This is a genomic window from Roseovarius sp. A46, assembly GCF_004126395.1.
Lineage (GTDB): Bacteria > Pseudomonadota > Alphaproteobacteria > Rhodobacterales > Rhodobacteraceae > Roseovarius > Roseovarius nitratireducens.
The window spans coordinates 83,560-103,792 of sequence record NZ_PVWS01000003.1 but is presented as its reverse complement, the minus strand read 5'-3'; the positions used below and the strand labels follow the sequence as shown (position 1 = coordinate 103,792).

Annotated in this window: 20 protein-coding genes and 1 pseudogene; 11 read left to right on the top strand and 10 right to left on the bottom strand. The window is 65.8% G+C overall.

The genetic code is table 11. From position 1 onward, the window contains the following. Window positions 1–58 precede the first annotated feature (58 nt). The 3 genes from C6W92_RS03030 (at window position 59) to C6W92_RS03020 (ending at window position 1,183) form a co-directional block, all read left to right on the top strand. Window positions 59–466 (top strand): universal stress protein, encoded by a 408-nt coding sequence (locus C6W92_RS03030; RefSeq protein ID WP_129431592.1) that lies wholly within the window; start codon window positions 59–61, stop codon window positions 464–466. Window positions 467–536: 70 nt separating this feature from the next. Continuing rightward, a complete protein-coding gene (locus tag C6W92_RS03025; RefSeq protein ID WP_129431591.1) occupies window positions 537–782 on the top strand; it encodes a zf-TFIIB domain-containing protein in 246 nt (81 codons plus the stop codon). A 44-nt stretch (window positions 783–826) separates the two neighbouring features. Further along, window positions 827–1,183, top strand: coding sequence for a VanZ family protein (locus C6W92_RS03020; RefSeq protein ID WP_129431590.1), 357 nt, complete (start codon window positions 827–829; stop codon window positions 1,181–1,183). A gap of 194 nt (window positions 1,184–1,377) precedes the next feature. Here C6W92_RS03020 and C6W92_RS17910 read toward each other — a convergent pair. The 5 genes and pseudogenes from C6W92_RS17910 to C6W92_RS02995 form a co-directional block, all read right to left on the bottom strand. Continuing rightward, window positions 1,378–1,524, bottom strand: a pseudogene (locus C6W92_RS17910) (DNA recombination protein RmuC); the annotation flags it as partial. 27 nt (window positions 1,525–1,551) lie between these two features. Continuing rightward, window positions 1,552–2,913, bottom strand: coding sequence for a DNA recombination protein RmuC (rmuC, locus tag C6W92_RS03010; RefSeq protein ID WP_129431636.1), 1,362 nt, complete (start codon window positions 2,911–2,913; stop codon window positions 1,552–1,554). Between the two features lie 121 nt (window positions 2,914–3,034). After that, window positions 3,035–4,873, bottom strand: coding sequence for a DNA mismatch repair endonuclease MutL (gene mutL / locus C6W92_RS03005; protein WP_129431589.1), 1,839 nt, complete (start codon window positions 4,871–4,873; stop codon window positions 3,035–3,037). 117 nt (window positions 4,874–4,990) lie between these two features. Further along, on the bottom strand, window positions 4,991–6,319 hold the full coding sequence (locus C6W92_RS03000; protein ID WP_129431588.1) for an ammonium transporter: 1,329 nt from the start codon (window positions 6,317–6,319) through the stop codon (window positions 4,991–4,993). 27 nt (window positions 6,320–6,346) lie between these two features. Beyond that, entirely contained in the window at window positions 6,347–6,685 is a 339-nt protein-coding gene (locus C6W92_RS02995) for a P-II family nitrogen regulator (protein WP_104017478.1), read from the bottom strand. Window positions 6,686–6,942: 257 nt separating this feature from the next. On the opposite strand from C6W92_RS02995, the gene C6W92_RS02990 reads away from it, so the two are divergent. The 6 genes from C6W92_RS02990 to C6W92_RS02965 all read left to right on the top strand — a co-directional run bounded on the left by C6W92_RS02990 (window position 6,943) and on the right by C6W92_RS02965 (window position 12,980). After that, complete coding sequence (locus C6W92_RS02990) at window positions 6,943–9,063, top strand: PBP1A family penicillin-binding protein (protein WP_129431587.1); 2,121 nt, start codon at window positions 6,943–6,945, stop codon at window positions 9,061–9,063. A 176-nt stretch (window positions 9,064–9,239) separates the two neighbouring features. Next, entirely contained in the window at window positions 9,240–10,367 is a 1,128-nt protein-coding gene (gene prfB / locus C6W92_RS02985) for a peptide chain release factor 2 (RefSeq protein ID WP_129431586.1), read from the top strand. Window positions 10,368–10,484: 117 nt separating this feature from the next. Beyond that, the gene (locus C6W92_RS02980) at window positions 10,485–10,715 is read left to right on the top strand and encodes a twin-arginine translocase TatA/TatE family subunit (RefSeq protein WP_129431585.1); all 231 of its coding nucleotides are present in this window, start codon (window positions 10,485–10,487) and stop codon (window positions 10,713–10,715) included. Window positions 10,716–10,722: 7 nt separating this feature from the next. Next, on the top strand, window positions 10,723–11,226 hold the full coding sequence (gene tatB, locus C6W92_RS02975) for a Sec-independent protein translocase protein TatB (RefSeq protein ID WP_129431584.1): 504 nt from the start codon (window positions 10,723–10,725) through the stop codon (window positions 11,224–11,226). Beyond that, window positions 11,223–12,140: a twin-arginine translocase subunit TatC gene (tatC, locus tag C6W92_RS02970; RefSeq protein ID WP_129431583.1), complete on the top strand. Its 918-nt coding sequence runs from the start codon at window positions 11,223–11,225 to the stop codon at window positions 12,138–12,140. The genes tatB and tatC overlap by 4 nt, the downstream gene beginning before the upstream one ends. Further along, window positions 12,141–12,980, top strand: a complete 840-nt coding sequence (locus tag C6W92_RS02965; protein WP_129431582.1) for an ATP-binding protein — start codon at window positions 12,141–12,143, stop codon at window positions 12,978–12,980. Here C6W92_RS02965 and C6W92_RS02960 read toward each other — a convergent pair. The 5 genes from C6W92_RS02960 to C6W92_RS02940 all read right to left on the bottom strand — a co-directional run bounded on the left by C6W92_RS02960 (window position 12,943) and on the right by C6W92_RS02940 (window position 18,744). Next, entirely contained in the window at window positions 12,943–14,013 is a 1,071-nt protein-coding gene (locus tag C6W92_RS02960; RefSeq protein ID WP_129431581.1) for an AbrB family transcriptional regulator, read from the bottom strand. The genes C6W92_RS02965 and C6W92_RS02960 overlap by 38 nt on opposite strands. A gap of 322 nt (window positions 14,014–14,335) precedes the next feature. Continuing rightward, on the bottom strand, window positions 14,336–16,579 hold the full coding sequence (locus C6W92_RS02955) for a molybdopterin cofactor-binding domain-containing protein (protein WP_129431580.1): 2,244 nt from the start codon (window positions 16,577–16,579) through the stop codon (window positions 14,336–14,338). A gap of 1 nt (window position 16,580) precedes the next feature. Then, complete coding sequence (locus C6W92_RS02950; RefSeq protein WP_129431579.1) at window positions 16,581–17,045, bottom strand: (2Fe-2S)-binding protein; 465 nt, start codon at window positions 17,043–17,045, stop codon at window positions 16,581–16,583. 294 nt (window positions 17,046–17,339) lie between these two features. Then, entirely contained in the window at window positions 17,340–17,915 is a 576-nt protein-coding gene (locus C6W92_RS02945) for an ABC transporter substrate-binding protein (protein ID WP_241691053.1), read from the bottom strand. 19 nt (window positions 17,916–17,934) lie between these two features. Beyond that, window positions 17,935–18,744 (bottom strand): VacJ family lipoprotein, encoded by an 810-nt coding sequence (locus tag C6W92_RS02940; protein WP_241691052.1) that lies wholly within the window; start codon window positions 18,742–18,744, stop codon window positions 17,935–17,937. Between the two features lie 257 nt (window positions 18,745–19,001). On the opposite strand from C6W92_RS02940, the gene C6W92_RS02935 reads away from it, so the two are divergent. Together C6W92_RS02935 and C6W92_RS02930 are read left to right on the top strand one after the other, a co-directional pair. Then, entirely contained in the window at window positions 19,002–19,463 is a 462-nt protein-coding gene (locus C6W92_RS02935) for a RidA family protein (RefSeq protein ID WP_129431577.1), read from the top strand. Continuing rightward, a complete protein-coding gene (locus tag C6W92_RS02930; protein WP_129431576.1) occupies window positions 19,460–20,227 on the top strand; it encodes a glycerophosphodiester phosphodiesterase family protein in 768 nt (255 codons plus the stop codon). Before C6W92_RS02935 ends, C6W92_RS02930 begins: the two co-directional genes overlap by 4 nt. The last annotated feature ends 6 nt before the right edge of the window (window positions 20,228–20,233 follow it).

The window sequence follows — 20,233 nt, the reverse complement described above, 5'->3', positions numbered from 1 at the left end:
GGCGACAAGGCCCCATTCACGCCAGACTGCGGCAAAACAACGCGAAAGGACCAACCCCATGTATTCCCACGTTCTGGTACCCGTTTCCTTCGATGTCGAGCGCGACAGCGCCGGTGCCTTCGCCGTCGCGCGCCTTCTGGCGGACGACAATGGCCATATCAGCCTGCTGCACGTGATCGAGCAGGTGCCCGGCTACGCCGCCGCCTACCTGCCCGCCGGCTACCAGAGCGAGGCGCGCAAAACCATTGAAGCGCGCCTCGCGGAACTGGCCGCCGACCTGCCGAACGCGAGCACCCATGTGATCGAAGGACATTCGGGGCGCACCATCCTGGACTGGGCCGAGAGCCACAAGCCCGATTGCATCGTGATCGCGAGCCACCGCCCCGGCATGCAGGATCTGCTCCTGGGCTCGACAGCGGCCAAGGTCGTCCGTCACGCCGCCTGCGCGGTGCATGTAATCCGCTGACCGGAAAGCTTGCCAAACGACCGCCCGGGCACCATCTGACGTGTTGACCAACACGGACAGGAGGATACCGATGCAATGCCCGATTGACGGAACCGAACTGGTTCTCGCCGAGCGCGCCGGGGTCGAAATCGACTATTGCCCGAAGTGCCGCGGCGTCTGGCTCGACCGGGGCGAGCTTGACAAGATCATCGACCGTTCGGCCGCGGCGGACGCGCCACCGCCACGCGACCACCGCGGCGGCGATTATCGGGACGATCACGGCGGCAAACCGCGCAAGAAACGCGGCGGGTTCCTCGAAGACCTGTTCGACTTCTAATGCCCCGCTTGCCCCGCACGCCGGGGACGACTAGCAAGGCGGTCATGGCCTACGCCCTGACCGCCTTTCTCGTTTTTGTCATCGCACTGCTGACCCTCATTCCGCAGGCCTCGGGGCCCGTGGGTATACCCGGATTCGACAAGATGGCGCATCTCGCAGCCTTTGCCGTGGTGAGCGCGCCGCTCGCATGGCGTTTCCCGCACGTCTGGCGGGGCGTGGCGCTCGCCGCGCTCGCGTATGGCGGGATCATCGAGATCGTGCAGCCGTTCATGGGCCGCGCGGCGTCATGGGGCGATCTGCTGGCCGACGGGGCAGGCGCGTTTGTCGGAGCCTTCATCGCGTCACGGATCGGGAAACGGCGGCGCGCGAGGGCGGGTTTCGCGAAACCGAACAACAGGTGATCCTGTGAACGGACCCGGTCCCTGAGTAACAACACCTGAACCAGAAATGGTGGGGCCTCGGCGTTCGATCCCACGGTTTGATGGTGCGATCCTGTCTCAGGAATGGGAGGAAGCATCATGGGACAGGTTCGCCCCCCATGCGCCCGCCACCGACGCGATACCGACAGGATACCGACGCGCCACAGCCCCGATTTTCACCCGTCCCCCGTCGTCCCCGCACCCGGCACCGGCAGCGCGCTCTCGCTCTCCGGAGCCAGTTCCTCGAAGTCGAAATTATCGAGCCGCCGCGCCCGCCGCCCGGCCTTGTCAGCCGAAATCTTGATCTCCGAGACGTCCTTGGCGTGGCTAACGTTGCTTGTACTGATCGTTCACGTACCTTCTGTTTTTGTGAATTCAGTCGCCGTAAGTCGTCGCGTTTCTTTTTCGATACTCTTCGGAGATCCTATTTCAGTCTGATTGGAAACCACGCCCATGGCTTCGAATTTCCGTGCGGAAGGAAGAATCCGGCCCTCCAAGGACCCAACCGCCCGGTTATAGTTATCTACGGATTGTCCTAGACTTTTCCCGACGCGTTCAAGGTGTTCTGCAAACGTGCTTAGGCGATCGTATAGTTCTTTGGCCAGTCTTTGAACCTCAGCAGCATTTTCGGCCATCTTTTCCTGCTGCCAGCCATAGGCAATAGCCTTGATTAGCGCCATCAGCGTGGTTGGAGATGCGATTAAAATTTTTCTTTCAAAAGCATATTCGATCAATCCTGGGTCGTGCTCCGCGGCAGCCGAGACAAATGTTTCACCGGGAATGAACATAACGACGAAGTCAGGTGTTGTCGGAATGGCGTCCTGATATGCTTTTGAAGCTAGAAGCTTTACATGTTGGCGTACTTGGTTAGCATGTCGTATAAGATGTTCTTGCTGTTGCTCTGGCTTTTCGAGAGCATCAAGATATGCCTCTAATGGAGTTTTTGCATCAATGACGATGCTTTTCCCACCGGGAATCTTCACTATCGCATCCGGGCGACGAAGTCCTTCCTCTGTGCTAACTGATGACTCAGAAACAAAATCAACATTTTCAACCATACCTGCCAATTCAAACACTTGCCTTAATTGCATTTCGCCCCATCGTCCTCGAGTTTTGGGAGCGCGAAGCGCTTGGACGAGCCGTCTAGTTTCCTGACCCAAGTTTTGTTGTCCCTTGGTCAACTCTAACACCTGAGCCTTGATCGCGCCGTAGGCTTCGTTTCGAGCTTTTTCAATTTCATTAATCCGCGTATCAAATTTCCCGAGTTTTTCGCTCAGAGGTTTTACCAACTCTTGTATAGCAGTCTGACGCTTGATCAGGTCTTCTTCAGCAGTTGTTTTGTGTGCTTGAAATCGTTCTGAAACCAGTTCAAGGAAACGCTCGGAATTGGATTTGAGGACGCCGCTAGCAAGATTGGCAAATTTTTCTTCCAGTTCCTTTTTCATTCCATTGATCTCTTCCAAACGTGCTTGGTGGCTGTTCTTCAAGGTTTCCAACTGACCCTTGAGTTCAAAATTCTCGGCGTTTTTACTTTGTATTGTCAGATTTGCGTCTTTGAGCTCCTGCTCGACTATCGGTAACCGCTCGACATTTGATTTTTGAGCGGCAAGTTGCTCCCGAAGTTCAGCAACATTTTCTCTTTGCTTTGCAATTTTTCGAATTGACATTAACAAGAGCACTAAAGTTATCAAGAATATGATAACTGAGATCATTTGTAACGCAAAGGAACTCAAAAACTCGAATGGCAAGATATTTCTCCCGTTGTGGTTGCTATGGTATCATGTGACATCCACAATGAAAGTAAAGGCTCGAAGTCCTGACGTTTGGCTAAAATTATGTTCGCCCGAAAAGCCGTTCGATGTCAGTTAGTTGCAGCTCCACATAGGTGGGCCGCCCATGGTTGCACTGGCCCGAGAGCGGCGTGCGCTCCATCTCGCGCAGGAGTGCGTTCATCTCGTCGCCGCTCATCCGGCGGCCCGAGCGCACCGACCCGTGGCAGGACATGCGCGACAGCACCGCGTCGATCCGCGCGCCGAGCAGACCGCTTGCGCCTCCATCGTGCAACTCGTCGATTATGTCGCGCAATAGCGCCTCGGCGTTCACCTCGCCGAGGATCGCGGGTGTCTCGCGCACAACGATGGCCCCGGGGCCGAAGGGCTCGATCCCGAGGCCGAGCGTGGCGAGATCGCCGGCGTGCTCGCCAAGCAGGGCGCAGTCGGCTTCCGACAATTCCACCACCTCGGGAATGAGCAGCGCCTGCGCGGCGATGCCCCTCTCCGCAGCCTGACCCTTGAGTCGCTCGTAGACCAGCCGTTCGTGGGCGGCGTGCTGATCGACGATGACCATGCCGGTGTCGGTCTGGGCGATGATATAGTTCTCGTGCACCTGCGCGCGCGCGGCCCCCAGCGGGAGGGCGGTGGCGGGCGTGTTATCCGTCGCCGGGGCCGCGTCCTCGATCCGGGCACTCCAGTCCCCGGCCATCTCGGCGAATCCCGGTGCCTGCGCCTGGTAGGCGGCCCCGCGCGCCTGCGGCGAGGGACGATCCATCTGGTAGACGCGCGCGCCCGCCGGTTCGGGCCGCATCGCGCCCAGCGTCGCCCCCGCCACGGTCGAGGACGCCCGGTGTCCTGCCTCGGCCAGCGCGTGCCGCAGCGCCGAGACGACGAGGCCCCGCGCCACCCCCGGCTCGCGGAACCGCACCTCGGCCTTGGCGGGATGCACGTTCACGTCGACCAGCCTTGGCTCGCAGTCGATGAACAGCGCCGCCGCCGGGTGCCGGTCGCGTGCCAGCACATCCTGGTAGCCCGCCCGCAGCGCGCCGATGAGCATCCGGTCGCGCACGGGCCGCCCGTTGACAAAGAGGTACTGCGCCACCGCCGCGCCGCGCGAATAGGTGGGCAGCGCCGCGAATCCCGACAGCCGCAACCCCTCGCGCGTGGCGTCGATGCGGATGGCGTTATCGGCGAACTCGGCCCCGAGGATACGCCGCAGCCGCCCCTCCAGCGCGTCGAAGAGATCGCCCGGCTCAGCGTCGGCGCGAAAGGTCACGCGCCCCTCGCCGCCGCCGGACACGTCGCGCAGCACAAATCCCACCTGCGGTGCGGACATGGCGAGCCGCTTGACGGTGTCGGAAATGGCCTGCGCCTCGGCGCGCTCGGAGCGCAGGAACTTGAGCCGCGCGGGCGTGGCATAGAACAGATCACGCAGCGTGACCGTGGTGCCGCGCCCGCGCGCCGCCGGTTTTACCGCACCCATCCGCCCGCCCGTCACGGCGATCTCGGCCGCATCAAACCCCTCGGCCCGTGCGGCGACACTCAGCCGTCCGACCGCGCCCAGCGAGGGCAGCGCCTCGCCGCGAAAGCCGAAGGAATGGATGTCGAGCAGGTCGGAGCCGTCGATCTTGGACGTGGCGTGGCGTGCCAGCGCGAGGGCCAGGTCATCGGGTGCGATGCCGCAGCCATCGTCGCTCACGCGGATCAGCGTCTTGCCGCCATCGGCCTGCGCGATCTCGATCCGGCGCGCGCCCGCGTCGAGCGCGTTCTCCACCAGTTCCTTGACCGCCGAGGCGGGCCGTTCGATCACTTCGCCCGCGGCGATGCGATTGATCGCGGCCTCGTCGAGCTGGCGAATCGTGGGACGTTGGGCGCTTATATTGGGGTTCGGCCTGTTCATGCCGCAATACTTAGCATGACATCGGGCGATTCTGCCAGCCTGCCGGACACGGAAAAAGGCCCCGGGCGCGAACGCCCGGGGCCGGCTTCTCTCAGGGCTGACAGGGAAGAGGAAGTCTCAGCCCCTGGAGAACTCGGGGTAGGCCTCCATGCCCAGCTCGGCCATGTCGAGACCGTTGATCTCTTCCTCTTCGCCCACGCGGATACCGACGGCAGCCTTCAGGATGAACCACAGGATCAAGCTGGCCACGAAGGTAAACACACCGTAGGCGGCGATGCCCAGAAGCTGCGTCGAGAGGCTGGCATCACCGTTGTAAAAGACCACGGCGATGGTGCCCCAGATGCCCGCGAGCAGGTGCACCGGAATGGCCCCGACCACGTCGTCGATCTTGAGCTTGTCGAGCATCGGCACGGCAAAGACCACGATCACGCCACCCACGGCCCCGATCCACAGCGCGCCAAACAGCGTCGGTGCCAGCGGCTCGGCGGTGATCGACACGAGGCCCGCCAGCGCACCGTTGAGCACCATTGTCAGGTCGGGCTTCTTATACATCACCTGCGTCAGGATCAGCGCGGTCACGGCACCGGCCGCGGCGGCCATGTTCGTGTTGGCAAAGATGCGGCTCACGTCCGAGACGTCACCCACGGTGCCCATCGCCAACTGCGAGCCGCCGTTGAAGCCGAACCAGCCCAGCCACAGGATGAACGTGCCCAGCGTGGCAAGCGCCAGGTTCGAGCCGGGGATCGGGATGACCTTGCCATCCTTGCCGTATTTGCCGATGCGCGGCCCCAGTACGATGGCACCGGCCAGCGCGGCCCAGCCACCCACCGAGTGCACGATGGTCGAGCCGGCGAAGTCCGAGAAGCCCGCTTCGGACAGCCAGCCCCCGCCCCACTGCCACGAGCCCGAGATCGGGTAGAACACGCCGGTCAGCACGACCACGAAGGCCAGGAACGGCCACAACTTGATCCGCTCGGCCAGCGCACCCGACACGATCGAGGCGGTCGCGGCCACGAACACCAGCTGGAAGAAGAAGTCCGAGCCGATCGACGCATAGTCAAGTGCGGCATCGGCGGCGGCCACTCCCACCGGGTCCAGTACCGTCGGCACGAAGAAGCTGCCGACATAGCCGTTGAAGTCGCCCGGATACATCAGGTTGAAGCCCATGAACCAGTACATGATCGCGGCAACCGAATAGAGCGCGATGTTCTTGGTCATCTGCATGGTGACGTTCTTCGAGCGCACCAGTCCGCCCTCGAGCATGGCAAAGCCGCAGGCCATGAAGAACACGAGGAAACCCGCCATGCAGAACAGCAGGGTGGTCATGATATAGGGGCCGATCTCGTCAAACCCCGGTGCGGCCGCCTCTGCCGCCTCCTGTGCGAGCCCCATCGAGGGCAGCGCCAACAGCGTCGCGGCAAGGCCGAATTTCAGTGTCGGTTTCATGTTTATTGTCCTTTCCCTCGCGCGCTCTTAAAGCGCGTCCTCGTTGGTCTCGCCCGTGCGCACGCGCAGGGCCTGCTGAATGTCGAGCACGAAGATCTTGCCGTCGCCGATCTTGCCGGTGCGCGCGGCCTTGGTGATGGTCTCCACGACCTGGTCGGCCATCCCGGCCGACACGGCGACCTCGAGCTTGATCTTGGGCACGAAATTCACGGCATACTCGGCCCCGCGATAGATCTCGGTGTGGCCCGATTGTGCGCCGAAGCCCTTGATCTCGGTGACCATCATGCCGCGGACACCGATGCCGGTGAGCGCCTCGCGGACCTCCTCGAGCTTGAATGGTTTGATCGTTGCGATGATGAGTTTCACGTCTTCCCCTTTCGGTTGGCGCGCGTGATCCGTGCGCTTTGCAGGTGCAGAAAAATCGTTCTGCCCCTGTTTGGGAAAGGGAAATGAGGGATTTCCGGCGCGGGGATGCGCTTGAATTGTTCAAAATTTGGGCGTAATGCATGATATGCTTAATTTTTATGCATAATGAGAACGCACGCAACGCGGGCCGGGGTCTCTACATTCCCGCGCGCGCGCGCTAGAGTGTACGCAGAGAAACGCGGCCGGGCAGGGCAGGCATGGGCAATTCAGGACGACGAAAACCGCCGCTCGCGGCCCCCAAACGCTCACGCGCAGGCGGGGGGCGTGCGCGCAAAAGCACGCGCCGCGCGCCGCGAAGGCGGTCGCGCAACCCGCTGGTGCGGCTGATGCGGACGGTGCTGCGGCTCTTGTGGCGGCTGGTTTGGGGCATCGGCTGGCGCATGGGCGTGGTCGTGCTGCTCGTTACCGGGCTCGCGGTAGCCTATACCTACACCACGCTGCCCGCCTACCAGACCCTGATGGACGGGCGCGCGCGCGGCTCGGTGACACTTCTCGACCGCGATGGCGAGGTGTTCGCTTGGCGCGGGGACCAGTTCGGCGGCGTTGTCACCGTCGACACGGTCAGCCCGCATTTGCGCGATGCCGTCATCGCGACCGAGGACCGCCGCTTTCACTACCACCCCGGCGTCGATCCCATCGGCATCGCCAGCGCCATCCGCATCAACCTGAGCGAGGGGCGGGGGCCGCTCTCCGGCAACGGTGGATCGACCATCACGCAGCAGACCGCCAAGCTGCTGTGCTTCGGCGAGACCTACGACGAGACCCGCTGGAAGAGCGAGGCCGAGTATGTGTCCTACTGCCGGCGCACCTCGATCTGGCGCAAGGTGCGCGAAGCCGTCTACGCGCTGGCGATGGAGGCGAAATACACCAAGGATCAGATACTCACGATCTATCTCAACCGCGCATATCTGGGGGCAGGGGCCTACGGTGCCGAGGCCGCGGCGCAGCGCTATTTCGGCAAGTCCGCGGCCGAGCTGAACCCGTCGGAGGCGGCGATGATCGCGGGGCTTCTGACGGCGCCGTCGGCGCTGGCCCCCACCGCCAATCTGGAACGCTCGCAGGACCGCGCCTCGGTGGTCATCGGGCTGATGCGGGAGCAGGGCTATCTGAGCGCGGACCAGGCCGAGGCGGCGCTGGCCCGCCCCGCGCAACTCTCGGAGGCGGCAGAGCAGCAGGCCGGCGGCTATTTCGCGGACTGGGTGATGGGCTCCGGGCCCGAGTTCCTGACCCGCGACACCACCGAGGATGTCATCATCCGCACCACGCTCGACCAGCGCATCCAGCGCGCCGCCGAAACGGCGATGAAGAGCACCTTCACCGACAAGGTGCGCGAGGAATCAAAGGCGCAGGCGGCCATCGTGGTGATGTCGGCGGACGGCGCGGTGCGCGCGATGGTCGGTGGGCGCGACACGACCGTTATCGGCGCGTTCAACCGTGCCACCATGGCGAAACGCCAGACCGGCTCCGCCTTCAAGCCCTTCGTCTATGCCACGGCGCTCGAGCTGGGGTTCGACCCCAACACCGTGGTGATGGACGAGCCCTACTGCCTCGATATCCCCGGCTCGGGCCGTTGGTGCCCGGAAAACTACAGCCGCGACTACAAGGGCCGGGTGACGCTCACGCAGGCGCTGGCCCAGTCGATCAACGTGCCCGCGGTCAAGATCGCCAGGCGCGCGGGCCTCGACAAGGTGCGCCGCGTGGCGGGCGACTTCGGCATCGAAAGCGATCTCGCGGACGGCCCGGCGCTGGCGCTCGGTGTCTCCGAGAGCACGCTGCTTGAGATGACCGGCGCCTATGCGGGCATCCTCAACGGCGGCTCTTCGGTCACGCCCTATGGCCTGACCGAGCTGCGGCTCATGGGCGAGCAGACACCGTTGATGTCGCGCGAGACCGGGATCGGCGAACGGGTAATCCGCGAGAGCGCGGCGCGCAAACTCGTTTACATGATGAGCCGCGTGGTCGAGGCGGGCACCGGCCAGCGCGCGCGCCTTCCGCGCCGCGAGGTGGCGGGCAAGACCGGCACCACGCAGGCCGCCCGCGATGCGTGGTTCCTGGGCTTCACCGCCGATTACGTGGCGGGCGTATGGATGGGCTATGACGACAACACCCCGCTCACCGGGGTGACGGGCGGCGGACTGCCTGCCGAGATATGGCGCGAGACGATGACGCGCGTCCACGAGGGCCTGCCGCCCAAGCCCCTGCCGATGCAGCGCCCGGCGCCCCGTTCCAGTTCGTCAGAGCCGCTTCCGCAACAGCGCGCGCCTGTAGTCCGTGGCAACCCGATCGAGACCATCCTGCGCAGCCTGTTCGGGAATTAGCGGTCGGGGGGCAGCGAAGGCCGTGTCTGCGCCTGAAGCGAAGGGTCGCGGCTGGTGCCAATGCGCGGCTCATCGCTGCACCCCGCCAGTCCGCTCAAGGCCCCCGTGTCCACGCCACCTTGTTCAGCCCTGCGTGCTGGGCTATCACCGCCACCCGAGCCGACAGGATGGATGCGATGCGCGCCGAGACCCAGACCCTTGTGACCGAGATCGAAAAGTCGCTGGAACTTTTGCGCCAGCGGCTGGGGTGGGAGACCGCGCGCCACCGGCTAGAGGAATTCAACGCCCGGGTCGAGGACCCCACGCTCTGGGACGATCCCGCGCAGGCGCAAAAGCTCATGCGCGACCGGCAGGCGCTGGTGGATGCGCTCACCACGCATGACAACATCAAGCAGGAGCTCGAGGATCAGCTCGGCATGATCGAGCTGGGCGAGGCCGAGGGCGACGAAGAGGTGGTGGCCGAGGCCGAGGAGGCACTGCGCGCGCTCGCGAAAACCGCCGCCGCCAAGGAGCTCGAAGCGCTGCTCGACGGCGAGGCGGATGCCAACGACACTTTTCTCGAGATCAACGCCGGGGCCGGCGGCACCGAGAGTTGCGACTGGGCGGCGATGCTGGCGCGGATGTATGTGCGCTGGGCGGAAAAGCGCGGCTATACCGTCGAATTGCAGTCGGAATCGCCCGGGGAAGAGGCCGGGATCAAGTCCGCCGCCTACAAGATATCGGGCCACAATGCCTATGGCTGGCTCAAGTCCGAATCGGGCGTGCACCGGCTGGTGCGCATTTCGCCCTTCGATTCGGCGGCCAAGCGACACACCTCGTTTTCCTCCGTCTGGGTCTATCCGGTGGTGGACGACAATATCGAGATCGAGGTGAACCCCGCCGATATCCGCATCGACACCTACCGCTCTTCGGGCGCGGGCGGGCAGCACGTCAACACCACCGACTCGGCGGTGCGGATCACCCATATCCCCACCGGTATCGTGGTGACGTCCTCGCAGAAATCCCAGCACCAGAACCGCGACATTGCCATGAAGGCGCTGAAATCGCGGCTCTACCAGCAGGAACTCGACCGCCGCAACGCCGCCATCAACGAGGCCCATGACAGCAAGGGCGACGCGGGTTGGGGCAACCAGATCCGGTCCTACGTGTTGCAGCCCTACCAGATGGTCAAGGATCTGCGCACCGGACACGAGACCTCGGATACCAAGGGCGTGCTCGACGGCGATCTCGACCCGTTCATGGCCGCGACCCTCGCGCTCAACGTTTCGGGCAAGAGCCGCGCCGAGGCACAGGGAGAGGACTGAGCGCCGCGGATTCGTGGAGGCGGACGCCGATTGGTGCTTTCATCCGCCGCAGTGAATGTCTAGATAAGGCCAATGATGTTGCCGGGGGCGCGTCCCCCGTGACTAGGGAGAAGAGAGATGCTCAACAATATCGGCCTTCCTGGCCTTCTGCTCATCGCCGTGGTGGTGCTTGTGCTCTTCGGGCGCGGCAAGATCTCGTCGCTGATGGGTGAGGTCGGCAAGGGGATCACCTCGTTCAAGAAAGGCGTGTCCGAGGGCACCAAGGAGCTCGAGGACGAGACCGAATCCACCGAGACCGCGCGCGACGTGACGCCTGCGGACAAGGGCAAAGAAAAAGACAAGGTCTGATACCCCCATGTTCGACCTGGGCTGGACCGAGCTTTTGCTCATCGGCATCGTCGCGCTGATCGTCGTCGGCCCCAAGGATTTGCCCGGCATGTTCCAGGCCTTGGGCAAGTTCGTGGGCAAGGCCAAGGGCATGGCGCGCGATTTCAGCCGCGCGATGAACGATGCCGCGGATCAATCCGGCGTGGGCGACATCCAGAAATCGTTCAGGGCCGCCTCGAACCCGATGAAGACGGCGATGAACGAGGTCAAGAAGACCACCGACGGCGTGGCCAGCGACATCGACAAGGCCGCCCGCCCGCCGCTCGATCCCGAGCGTCAGGCCGCCGCTGACAAGATTCGCGAGAAATCCACCGAAATGGCCAATGCCCGTCGCGCCGCCGAGGCCGAGGAAAAGGCAAAGGCAGAGGCGCAGGCAGCGCCCGCAGATACTGCGACGGACACCGCCACCGCCGCGCCTGCTGATGACAGCGCCGGCGACAAGGCCGGGAACAAGGCCAAGAACAAGGCATGAGCATGCGCGATGACGAGCTCGAGGACAGCAGCGCCCCGCTGATCGAACACCTGGCCGAGCTGCGCACGCGCCTCATCCACTCGGTGCTGGCCTTCATCGTCGGCATGGTGATCTGTTTCACTATCGCCACCCCGATCTTCAATTTCCTCACCGCGCCGCTGTGCCAGGTGCTGGCCGACCGGGGGCAGGATTGCGACCTGATCTTCATCTCGCCGCAAGAGGGCTTCTTCGTCGCGATCAAGGTCTCGCTTCTGGGCGGGTTCATCCTCGCCTTTCCCTATATCGCCAACCAGATGTGGCGCTTTGTGGCGCCGGGGCTCTACCGCTCGGAAAAGGGCGCGTTCCTGCCGTTCCTCATCGCGTCCCCGTTCATGTTCTTTCTTGGCGCGGCGTTCGCCTTCTACGTCGTCACGCCGCTGGCCTATGACTTCTTCCTCGGCTTCCAGCAATTCGGCGGCGAGGGCGAGGCCGTGGAAGGCGGGCAGAATGCCGCGCCGCTCTCGGTGGTGTTCCAGGGCTCGGCGCAGGAATATCTCAACCTCACGATCAAGTTCATCGTCGCCTTCGGCCTGTGCTTTCAGCTTCCGGTGCTGCTCACGCTGATGGGCAAGGCGGGGCTGGTAAGCGCGCCGGGCCTGCGCTCGGTGCGCAAATACGCGGTTGTGGGCATCCTGCTCCTCGCCGCGCTGGTGACGCCGCCGGATGTCATCACCCAGATCATCCTCTTCGTCGTGGTCTATGGCCTCTACGAGGTGTCGATCCAGCTTGTGCAGCGCGTCGAGAAGAAGCGCGAGGCGGAATTGCGCGAACAGGGCCTTTGGTTCGACGATGACGACGACGAAGATGTCACCGACGATGAGGATGTTGACGACGATCCGCTCGCCGGGACCGACGAGGACAAGGACAAGACCTGAATGACGACCGACCCGCTCGACCGGATCGCCGCGGCGCTGGAACGGATGGCCCCCGCGCCGCTCACCGCACCGGATTTCGACGCGGCCGACGCCTTCGTCTGGCACGTCTCGCCCGACCGGCTGGAGCCCGTCGCGACGGTCAACCGGGTGGACATGTCGCTCCTCGTGGGGATCGACCGGGCGCGCGACACTTTGCTGGAGAACACACGCCAGTTCGCCCGCGGCCTGCCCGCCAACAACGCGCTTCTCTGGGGCGCGCGCGGCATGGGGAAATCGAGCCTCGTCAAGGCCGTGCACGCCGCCGTGCAGGCCGGGGGGCTGCCGCTCAAGATCGTGGAATTGCAGCGCGAGGACTTGCCCTCTGTGGGCCGGTTGCTCAATCTTCTGCGCGGCTCGGATGCACGCTTCCTGCTGTTTTGCGACGATCTCAGCTTCGGTCATGACGACGAGCATTACAAATCATTGAAAGCCGTGCTCGACGGCGGGATCGAGGGACGGCCCGAGAACGTGCTGTTCTACGCCACCTCCAACCGCCGCCACCTGATGCCCCGCGACATGATCGAGAACGAACGCTCCACCGCGATCAACCCCTCCGAGGCGGTCGAGGAAAAGGTGTCGCTGTCGGACCGGTTCGGCCTGTGGCTCGGCTTCCATCCCTGCGATCAGGATGCTTACCTGTCGATGATCCGGGGCTATTGCGACGCCTACGGGGTCGAGATCGACGACGACACCCTGCGCGCCGAGGCGATTGAATGGCAGGCCACCCGCGGCGCGCGCTCGGGCCGCGTGGCGTGGCAGTTCTTCACCGATCTCGCCGGGCGTCGCGGCGTCCGGGTGTGAACCGCGCCAGCACCCCGATCACCAGCACGGTCAGCACGATCCGGTAGATATGGTGCAGCGTGACAAATGCCGGATTGGCGTTGAGGCTCAGCGCCACCAGCGCCATTTCCGTCACGCCCCCGGGTGCGAGGCTGATGACCAGCACATCCACCGCCTCGCCGGTAAGCGCGTGCAGCCCCGCCGCCAGCGCGCCCCCGATCGCCAGCATCGCCCCCACGGCCATGAGCGCAAGCCCCGTCCCGCGCGCCAGCAGCCCCCGGCTCATCCCCGTGAACCGCATCCCCAGCGCCGTGCCCAATACCATCTGTGCCACGTTCACCAGCCATTGCGGCACCTCAAGGCTCAGCCACCCGGTGAGCGACAGCACCGCCGCCAGCGCCATCGGCCCGGTCATCTGCCCGGCGGGCAGGCGCAGCACGCGACCCAGCACCACGCCGCCGAGGACCGCCAGCGCGATCACCGGCAGGTCTGACCAAGGCACATCGCCGCGCGCCAGCGTCACGCCCCCAGCCGAGCCCACGGGACCGCCCAGCCACAGCGACAGGCCCAACGGCAGCACCGTCACCACCACGATGATGCGCAGGAATTGCTGCATCATCAGCCGCGTCACGTCCGCCCCCGCCGCCGCGCCCATCTCGATACTCTCGTAGAGCCCGCCGGGCGCACTCGCGTAAAACGCGGTGACGGGGTCATAGCCGCCGAGGCGGCGGTAGATCGCATAGCCCGACCCGTGCGCCAGCCCCACGAACAGCGTCACAGCCCCGAAGCTCAGCGCATAGTTCCGCGCCTCGGCAAAGAGGGCCGGCGTCACCTGCGCCCCGATCATCAGCCCGATGATCGCGATGAACCCGATCCGCAGCGCTGTCGGGAACCGGTACCCCTCGGGCAGCCTGTGCGGCAGCACCGTGGCAATGAACGCCGCACCCACGAGCGGCCCCAGCATGAAAGGCAGCGGCGTGCCCACCGCCCGCGCCGCCAGCCCCCAGAGGACAGCAAGCGCCAGCAGTGCGAGGGTGGTCAGAATCTGTGGCATGATCCTTTGAACCACCGGCGCGGGGCAGGGGCAAGGGGGCGACGGCGGGCGCGGTGGTTCTGGCCGTGAGGGGACATTCGAGTTAGCCGTGCATTGACGGGCCGCGGCGCGGCGATCCAACGCTCTTGCTGCCGCGCTTAATGGTGGCCAAATCCGAAAAAGAGCCGAGCGGCGCGCAGGTTACAGCCACATCGCCGTGCCGTGGGTGCGGCCCGGCGATGCGCGGCGGCGTGCAAGCACACCTCGATTCCGCGCATTGGCACCTAGCCCCGGTCGGTCCGCTCCAGCGCAAAACAACCCGCGCCCGTCGGCCCGCCCCGTCTCAGCCGACAAACGCCACCTCCCGGTCAAACGGCATCTCGCGCAGCCTCTGCCCCGTGGCGGCAAAGATCGCGTTCGCAAGCGCCGGCGCCGCGGGTGGCACCGGCGGCTCGCCGATCCCGCGGATCTTCCCGGCGGTCTCCAGCCCCCGCACCACGATCTCCGGGCACTCACGGAGCCTCATGGACCGGAACGTGTCGAAATTCTGCTGCTCCACCGCACCATCCGCATAGGTGAGCGCCCCGTGCATCGCGTGGCCGAGGCCCCAGACCACGCCCCCCTGCATCTGCGCCTCGAAATTCACCGGATCGACGATCCGTCCCACGTCGGCGGCCACCCAGACGCGGGCAACCCGCAGGCCCTCGCCTGTCTCGCCTACCTCCACCACCTGCGCGCAGGGCACCCCGAACGACAGGCAGAACCCGATGCCGCGCCCCTGACCGGCGTTCAGCGCGCCGCCCCAGCCCGACATCTCGCCCACCGCCTCCAGCACCGCGCGCGAGGGCGCGTGGCTACACAGCCGCAGCCGCTCTTCCAGCGGGTCGGCCCCGGCGGCGTGGATCAACTCGTCGAGCAGGCAGTCGTGAAAGAACCCGTTGGTGGATGCCCCGACCGACCGCCAGCTTGAGATCGGCGCAAGCGCCGGCGCGCGGTATCCCGTCACCCGGTAATCGGGGATGGCAAAGGGCTGATCCCACGCGCCCGCGACGATCTGCAGATCGGGCCCCGGCGTTGGGATCGCCTGCCGTCCCATCTGCGAGGCGATGATCGAGGGCATGGCGATGCCAAGGTCATAGGCCACAACGCGGCCCCCCGACACGCGCCCGCGCCCCCGCGCCATCGCGATCTGACGGGGAAACTCGTGGCCCATATCCTCCTCGCGCGAATAGGTGAGCTTCACCGGCCGCCCCGGCACCGCCATGGCCAGGTGCGTGGCGTGGCGCACCACCGCGTCCTCCAGCCGATGGCCAAAGCTGCCCCCCGCCACGCGCACATGCACATGCACGTCGTCTGCATCCTGCCCGGTGATCGCGGCAGCATTGTCCTGCACGAAGCGGGGCACCTGCGTGCCCGTCCAGATATCCGTGCGCTCCGGGGTATAGCGGACGGTGGCATTGAGCGGCTCCAGCGGCGCGTGGGCGAGGTAGGGCGCGCGATATTCCACGTCGATATCCGCAGCCCCGTCCAGCGCCGCCTCCATATCGCCGTCGTCGCGCAACCGGCTGTCCTGCCGCTCGGGGGTGAAACCCTCCGCGAGTGCCTGCCAATGGCCCTCCATCCCGACGGGGTAGGGGGCCGGGGCCCAGTCGCATTTGATCGCCCGCGCCGCCTGCATCGCGCGCCAGGTGTTGTCGGCGATCACGCCGACGCCGCCAGGCACCTCGACGATCTTTTCCACGCCGCGCATCGCCTCGGCCTCGCGCGCGTCAAGGCCGCGCAAACCTGCCCCCTGCGCCGGGTTCAGCCGGATCGCGGCATGCAGCATCCCGGGCTGTTCCTCGTCGATGCCATAGGCTTGGCGACCAGTGGATTTAGGCACGATATCAATGCGCTGCACGGGCCGTCCCACCAGTCGCCACGTCGACGGGTCGCGCAGCACCACATCCGTCACCGGCTCGGTCCGCGCGGCCTCGGCGGCGAGGCTTTCGTAGCGCAACCTCGTGCCGTCAGGCAGGATCACTGCGCCGCCTTCTGTGCCGAGCCGGTCAACGGGCAGCCCGTGCAGCCGCGCGGCCGCCGCCTTCAGCGTCTCGCGCGCCACCGCCCCCGCGCGGCGCAGCTTTTCATACCCGTCGGGCACGGTGGTCGAGCCGCCGGTGATCTGCATGCCCAATAGCTTCATCGGCGCGTCCATCACGTCGCGCGCGCTCTCGGCCAGCCAGCCCTGGTCGGTAGACCTGAACGGCACCGCCTCGTCCGACAGGGCGGTGTTCCAGTAGGCGCGGTCGGGCGGTCCGAACTCCGTCGCCACCTGCGCCGGGTCAACGTCCAGCTCCTCGGCGATGAGCATCGCCTGCACCGACACCGCCCCTTGGCCCACATCGGCGCGCGGGGTGATGAGGGTGATCGCGTCCCCGGTGATCCGCACATAGGGCGTCAGCGCCGCCGCCCCCTCGGGCAGATCGGCCATGAGCGGATTGTCATAGGGCGTCCGCATGCGCCAGACGCCAAAGGCGACGCCGCCCGCGACGGCCACCGACCCGACCAGGAATGTCCGCCGCGCGATGGTTTTCGCCCGCCCCATCTCAGGTGCCCTCGCGCATGGCGCGGGCCGCCGCCTTCACCGCCGCGCGGATGCGCGGATAGGTGCCGCAACGACACAGGTTGCCCGACATGGCGTTGTCGATCTCGGCATCGCTCGGCTCCGGCACCTCGGCCAGCAGGCTTGCCGCCTGCATGATCTGCCCCGACTGGCAATATCCGCACTGCGCCACCTGGTGCGCGATCCACGCCGCCTGCACCGGGTGCGGCGCCTCGGGCGTGCCCAGCCCCTCGATGGTGGTCACATCGCCCCAGACATCGCCCACCGGCACCTGGCAGGACCGCACGGCCTGCCCGTCGATATGTACCGTGCAAGCCCCGCATTGCGCGATCCCGCAGCCGTATTTCGGCCCGTGGACGCCCAGCACGTCGCGCAGCGCCCACAGAAGCGGCATCTCCGGCTCCAGCTCGTCGAGCGTGTGATCGGTGCCGTTCACGGTCAGGCGCATGATGCAGGGGTCCTTTCCGGTTCTCTCACGCGAAAGGATAAACCGTTCGGTTCAGGTGTAAAGCGCGACGTGGCGACAGGCGCCCGCCCGCCGTCACGTTCCCGCGAGGCCCCTCAACCGGTGCAGCGCATGACACACCCTTCCACTCCCGGCCGCACGGTGCGGCGCGTCGGGGTCGGGATTATGCAATGCCGGGTTTGCAGGCAGGACAGCGCGCGCGCAAGCGAGGTTTGGCCTTGGCCGGATGATCGGCGAGTTGCCCCGCGCGGAACAAGGTTCTCGCGCGGCCTTTGGCTACCCCGCCTTCTTCAGGTCGGTGATCAGCGCACCGATATCGCCATTTCGGCGGTCGAGCATCGCCCCGATCTCGGTGCGCTCGCTCAGCCGCAGGCTGATGCCCTCGATTACCATGTCGAAGAACAAATCCTGCCCCGAGCGGTCCGACACCAGAAAGCTCACCTCGAAGGGCGATTCCCCGCGCAGGTAGACCATCGAGCGCACCTCGTGCCACGATTTCACCTCGCGCACGTCCTTGACCTCGATCCGCCCGCCCACGAACTCGTTGAAACGCTTGCCGTATTTGCGGGAGATGTAGCTGCGGAACGCATCGGTATAGGCGCGCATCTGTGCCCCGGAGAGGCGGTTGGCATCCGCCCCCAGCGTCGAGCGCGCGATGATTGACACATCTGCATAGCGCGCGAAGATGCGCTCGAAATCCACGATCATCCGCGACAGCGACTGCCCCGAGGCGATCACCCGGTTGATGTCACTTACAACCTGGTCGATGAGCGTGCGGGCGCGCGCTTTGGTCAGGGCGCGGGCGGTGTCGGGCAGCGCGACCAGCCCCATCGCGGCCAGCCCGGCGGACATAAAGAAACGTCGTGTCGGCTTACTCGTCATAAGGATCCTCCAACGGGGTCGAAGCGGCGGCACCGCCACCGGCCGTGCCGTCATAGGGATCGGTATAGGCCGCACCCGTGGTGCCGCCAACCTTGAACCGTCGATTCTGCAGGTAGATCGAGCGCGACAGCGCGTAGCTGTCCTCGCTCTCGTAGAGAATCTGGTCGATCGTTTCCGTGAACCGCTCGCGCCGCGACAGGCCCGAGGCCACGCCCGCCGCGGTGCCGGCGAGGTTCTCGGGGCTGTCCAGCACATAGGTGAGCGGGTTGGTGAACAGGTCCGCGAAAATGCCAAAGGTGTGCCGCGTCGTCGACGGTCCGAGGAACGGCAGCTCGATATAGGCGCCCTCGCGCACGCCCCAGACATGCAGTGTCTCGCCGAAATCGGTGTTGGTGGGCGCGGCCATGCCCATCTCGCTGGCCGGATCGAACACGCCGCCGAGGCCCACGGTGGTGTTGACCACCAGCCGCGCGGTGTCCTGCAACGCGCCGCGCATGTTCAACTGCAGGATGTTGTTCACGATGTCGGCGGGCAGCGACAGGTTCTCGGCGAGCCGGATCACGCCGGTCTCGATATCGTCGGGCACCACGCTGGTATAGCCCTTGGACACGGGCCGCACCAACACCCGGTCAACCCCGCGGTTGAACTCGTGCATGCGCCGGTTCTCGGCCTCGTAGGGGTCGAACACGTCCCGCGTGGCGGCAGGGTCCTGCGCGGCGCAGCCCGCGACGAGCGTCGCGGCCGCCAGGATCAGGGCGGGGATGGCACGGCGGAAGGTGCAAGAAATCGGCGGGGTCACGGCAAAAATCCACGTCCTGAGTCGAATGCTTTGTTACATAACCGATCGCCCGCGCAAACCCACCCCTGACCGACGATCGGTCACATTCCTGTGGCAGAATGGCGACATGCGCCCTGACGTCACGCTAATGCGCCGGTCCGGGCAGGCACGCCTTTCCCATTGAGACCCGCGCCACGCAGCAGACATCCCGAGGGGGCTTTTCATTACCCCGTGCCGCCGCTAGCGTCAGGGCAAATCGCGCCACAGGAGAAAGCGACATGAGCCAGTTCGAAACCAGACTTGCCGAGATGGGCGTGACCCTGCCCGAGGCGCCGATGCCCGCCGCCAATTACGTGCCTTACGTGCAGGTGGGCGAGATGCTCTACGTCTCTGGCCAGATCGCCAAGGACGGCGACCGCCTGCTCACCGGCAAGCTCGGGGCCGACATGGACGTGGCGGCGGGCGCCGAGGCGGCGCGCGTCTGCGCCATCGCCCTCCTGGCACAGGTCAAGGCCGCCTGCGGCGGCGATCTCGACCGGCTGGTGCAGGTGGTGCGGCTCACCGGCTTCGTCAATTCCACCCCGGATTTCACCCAGCAGCCGCAGGTCATCAACGGTGCGTCCGATTTCCTCGGCGAGGCGCTCGGCGAGGCGGGCAAGCACGCCCGCGCCGCCGTCTCTGCCGCGGCTCTGCCCTTCGGCGTCGCGGTCGAGATCGACGGGATATTCCGCGTCCGATGACCCCGCTGCCCGAGGCGTTCCTGGCTGTGCCGCTGGCGCATCGCGGCCTTCATGACCGCGACGCTGGCCGCCCCGAGAACTCGCGCGCCGCGGTCCGCGCGGCGGTTGCGGCAGGCTATGGAATCGAGATCGACCTGCAAGCCAGCCGGGACGGCCAAGCGATGGTGTTCCACGATTACGACCTCGAGCGGCTCACGTCCGAGACGGGCCCTGTGCGCCGGCGCGACGCCGCCCAACTCGCGCAAATCCGCCTCAAGGGCGGCGACGAGGGCATCCCCGACCTGCCCGAGATCCTCGCCCTCGTCGCCGGCCAGGTGCCGCTCCTTGTTGAGCTCAAGGACCAGCATGGCCAGATGGGCGAGACGGACGGTGCGCTCGAGTCCGCCACCGTGGCGGCGCTTACGGATTATGCGGGGCCGGTGGCGGTGATGTCCTTCAACCCGCACATGATGATCGCGATGGCCGCGCGCGCGCCGCAGGTCCCCCGCGGTCTCGTCACCGGCGCCTTCTCCGCCGAAAACTGGCCGCTCCTGCCCGAGGAGACCCGCGCGCGGCTCCGCGCCATCCGCGATTACGACGCGGCGGGCGCGGGTTTCGTCAGTCACGAGGCGGGCGATCTCGACAGCCCGCATCTCGCCCGCCTGCGCGCGCGCGGCGCGCCGATCCTGTGCTGGACCGTGCGCAGCGCCGAGGCCGAGGCGCGCGCGCGCCGCGTGGCCGATACCGTCACCTTCGAGGGATACCTCCCCGATCTGCCCGCTTGATGCGCG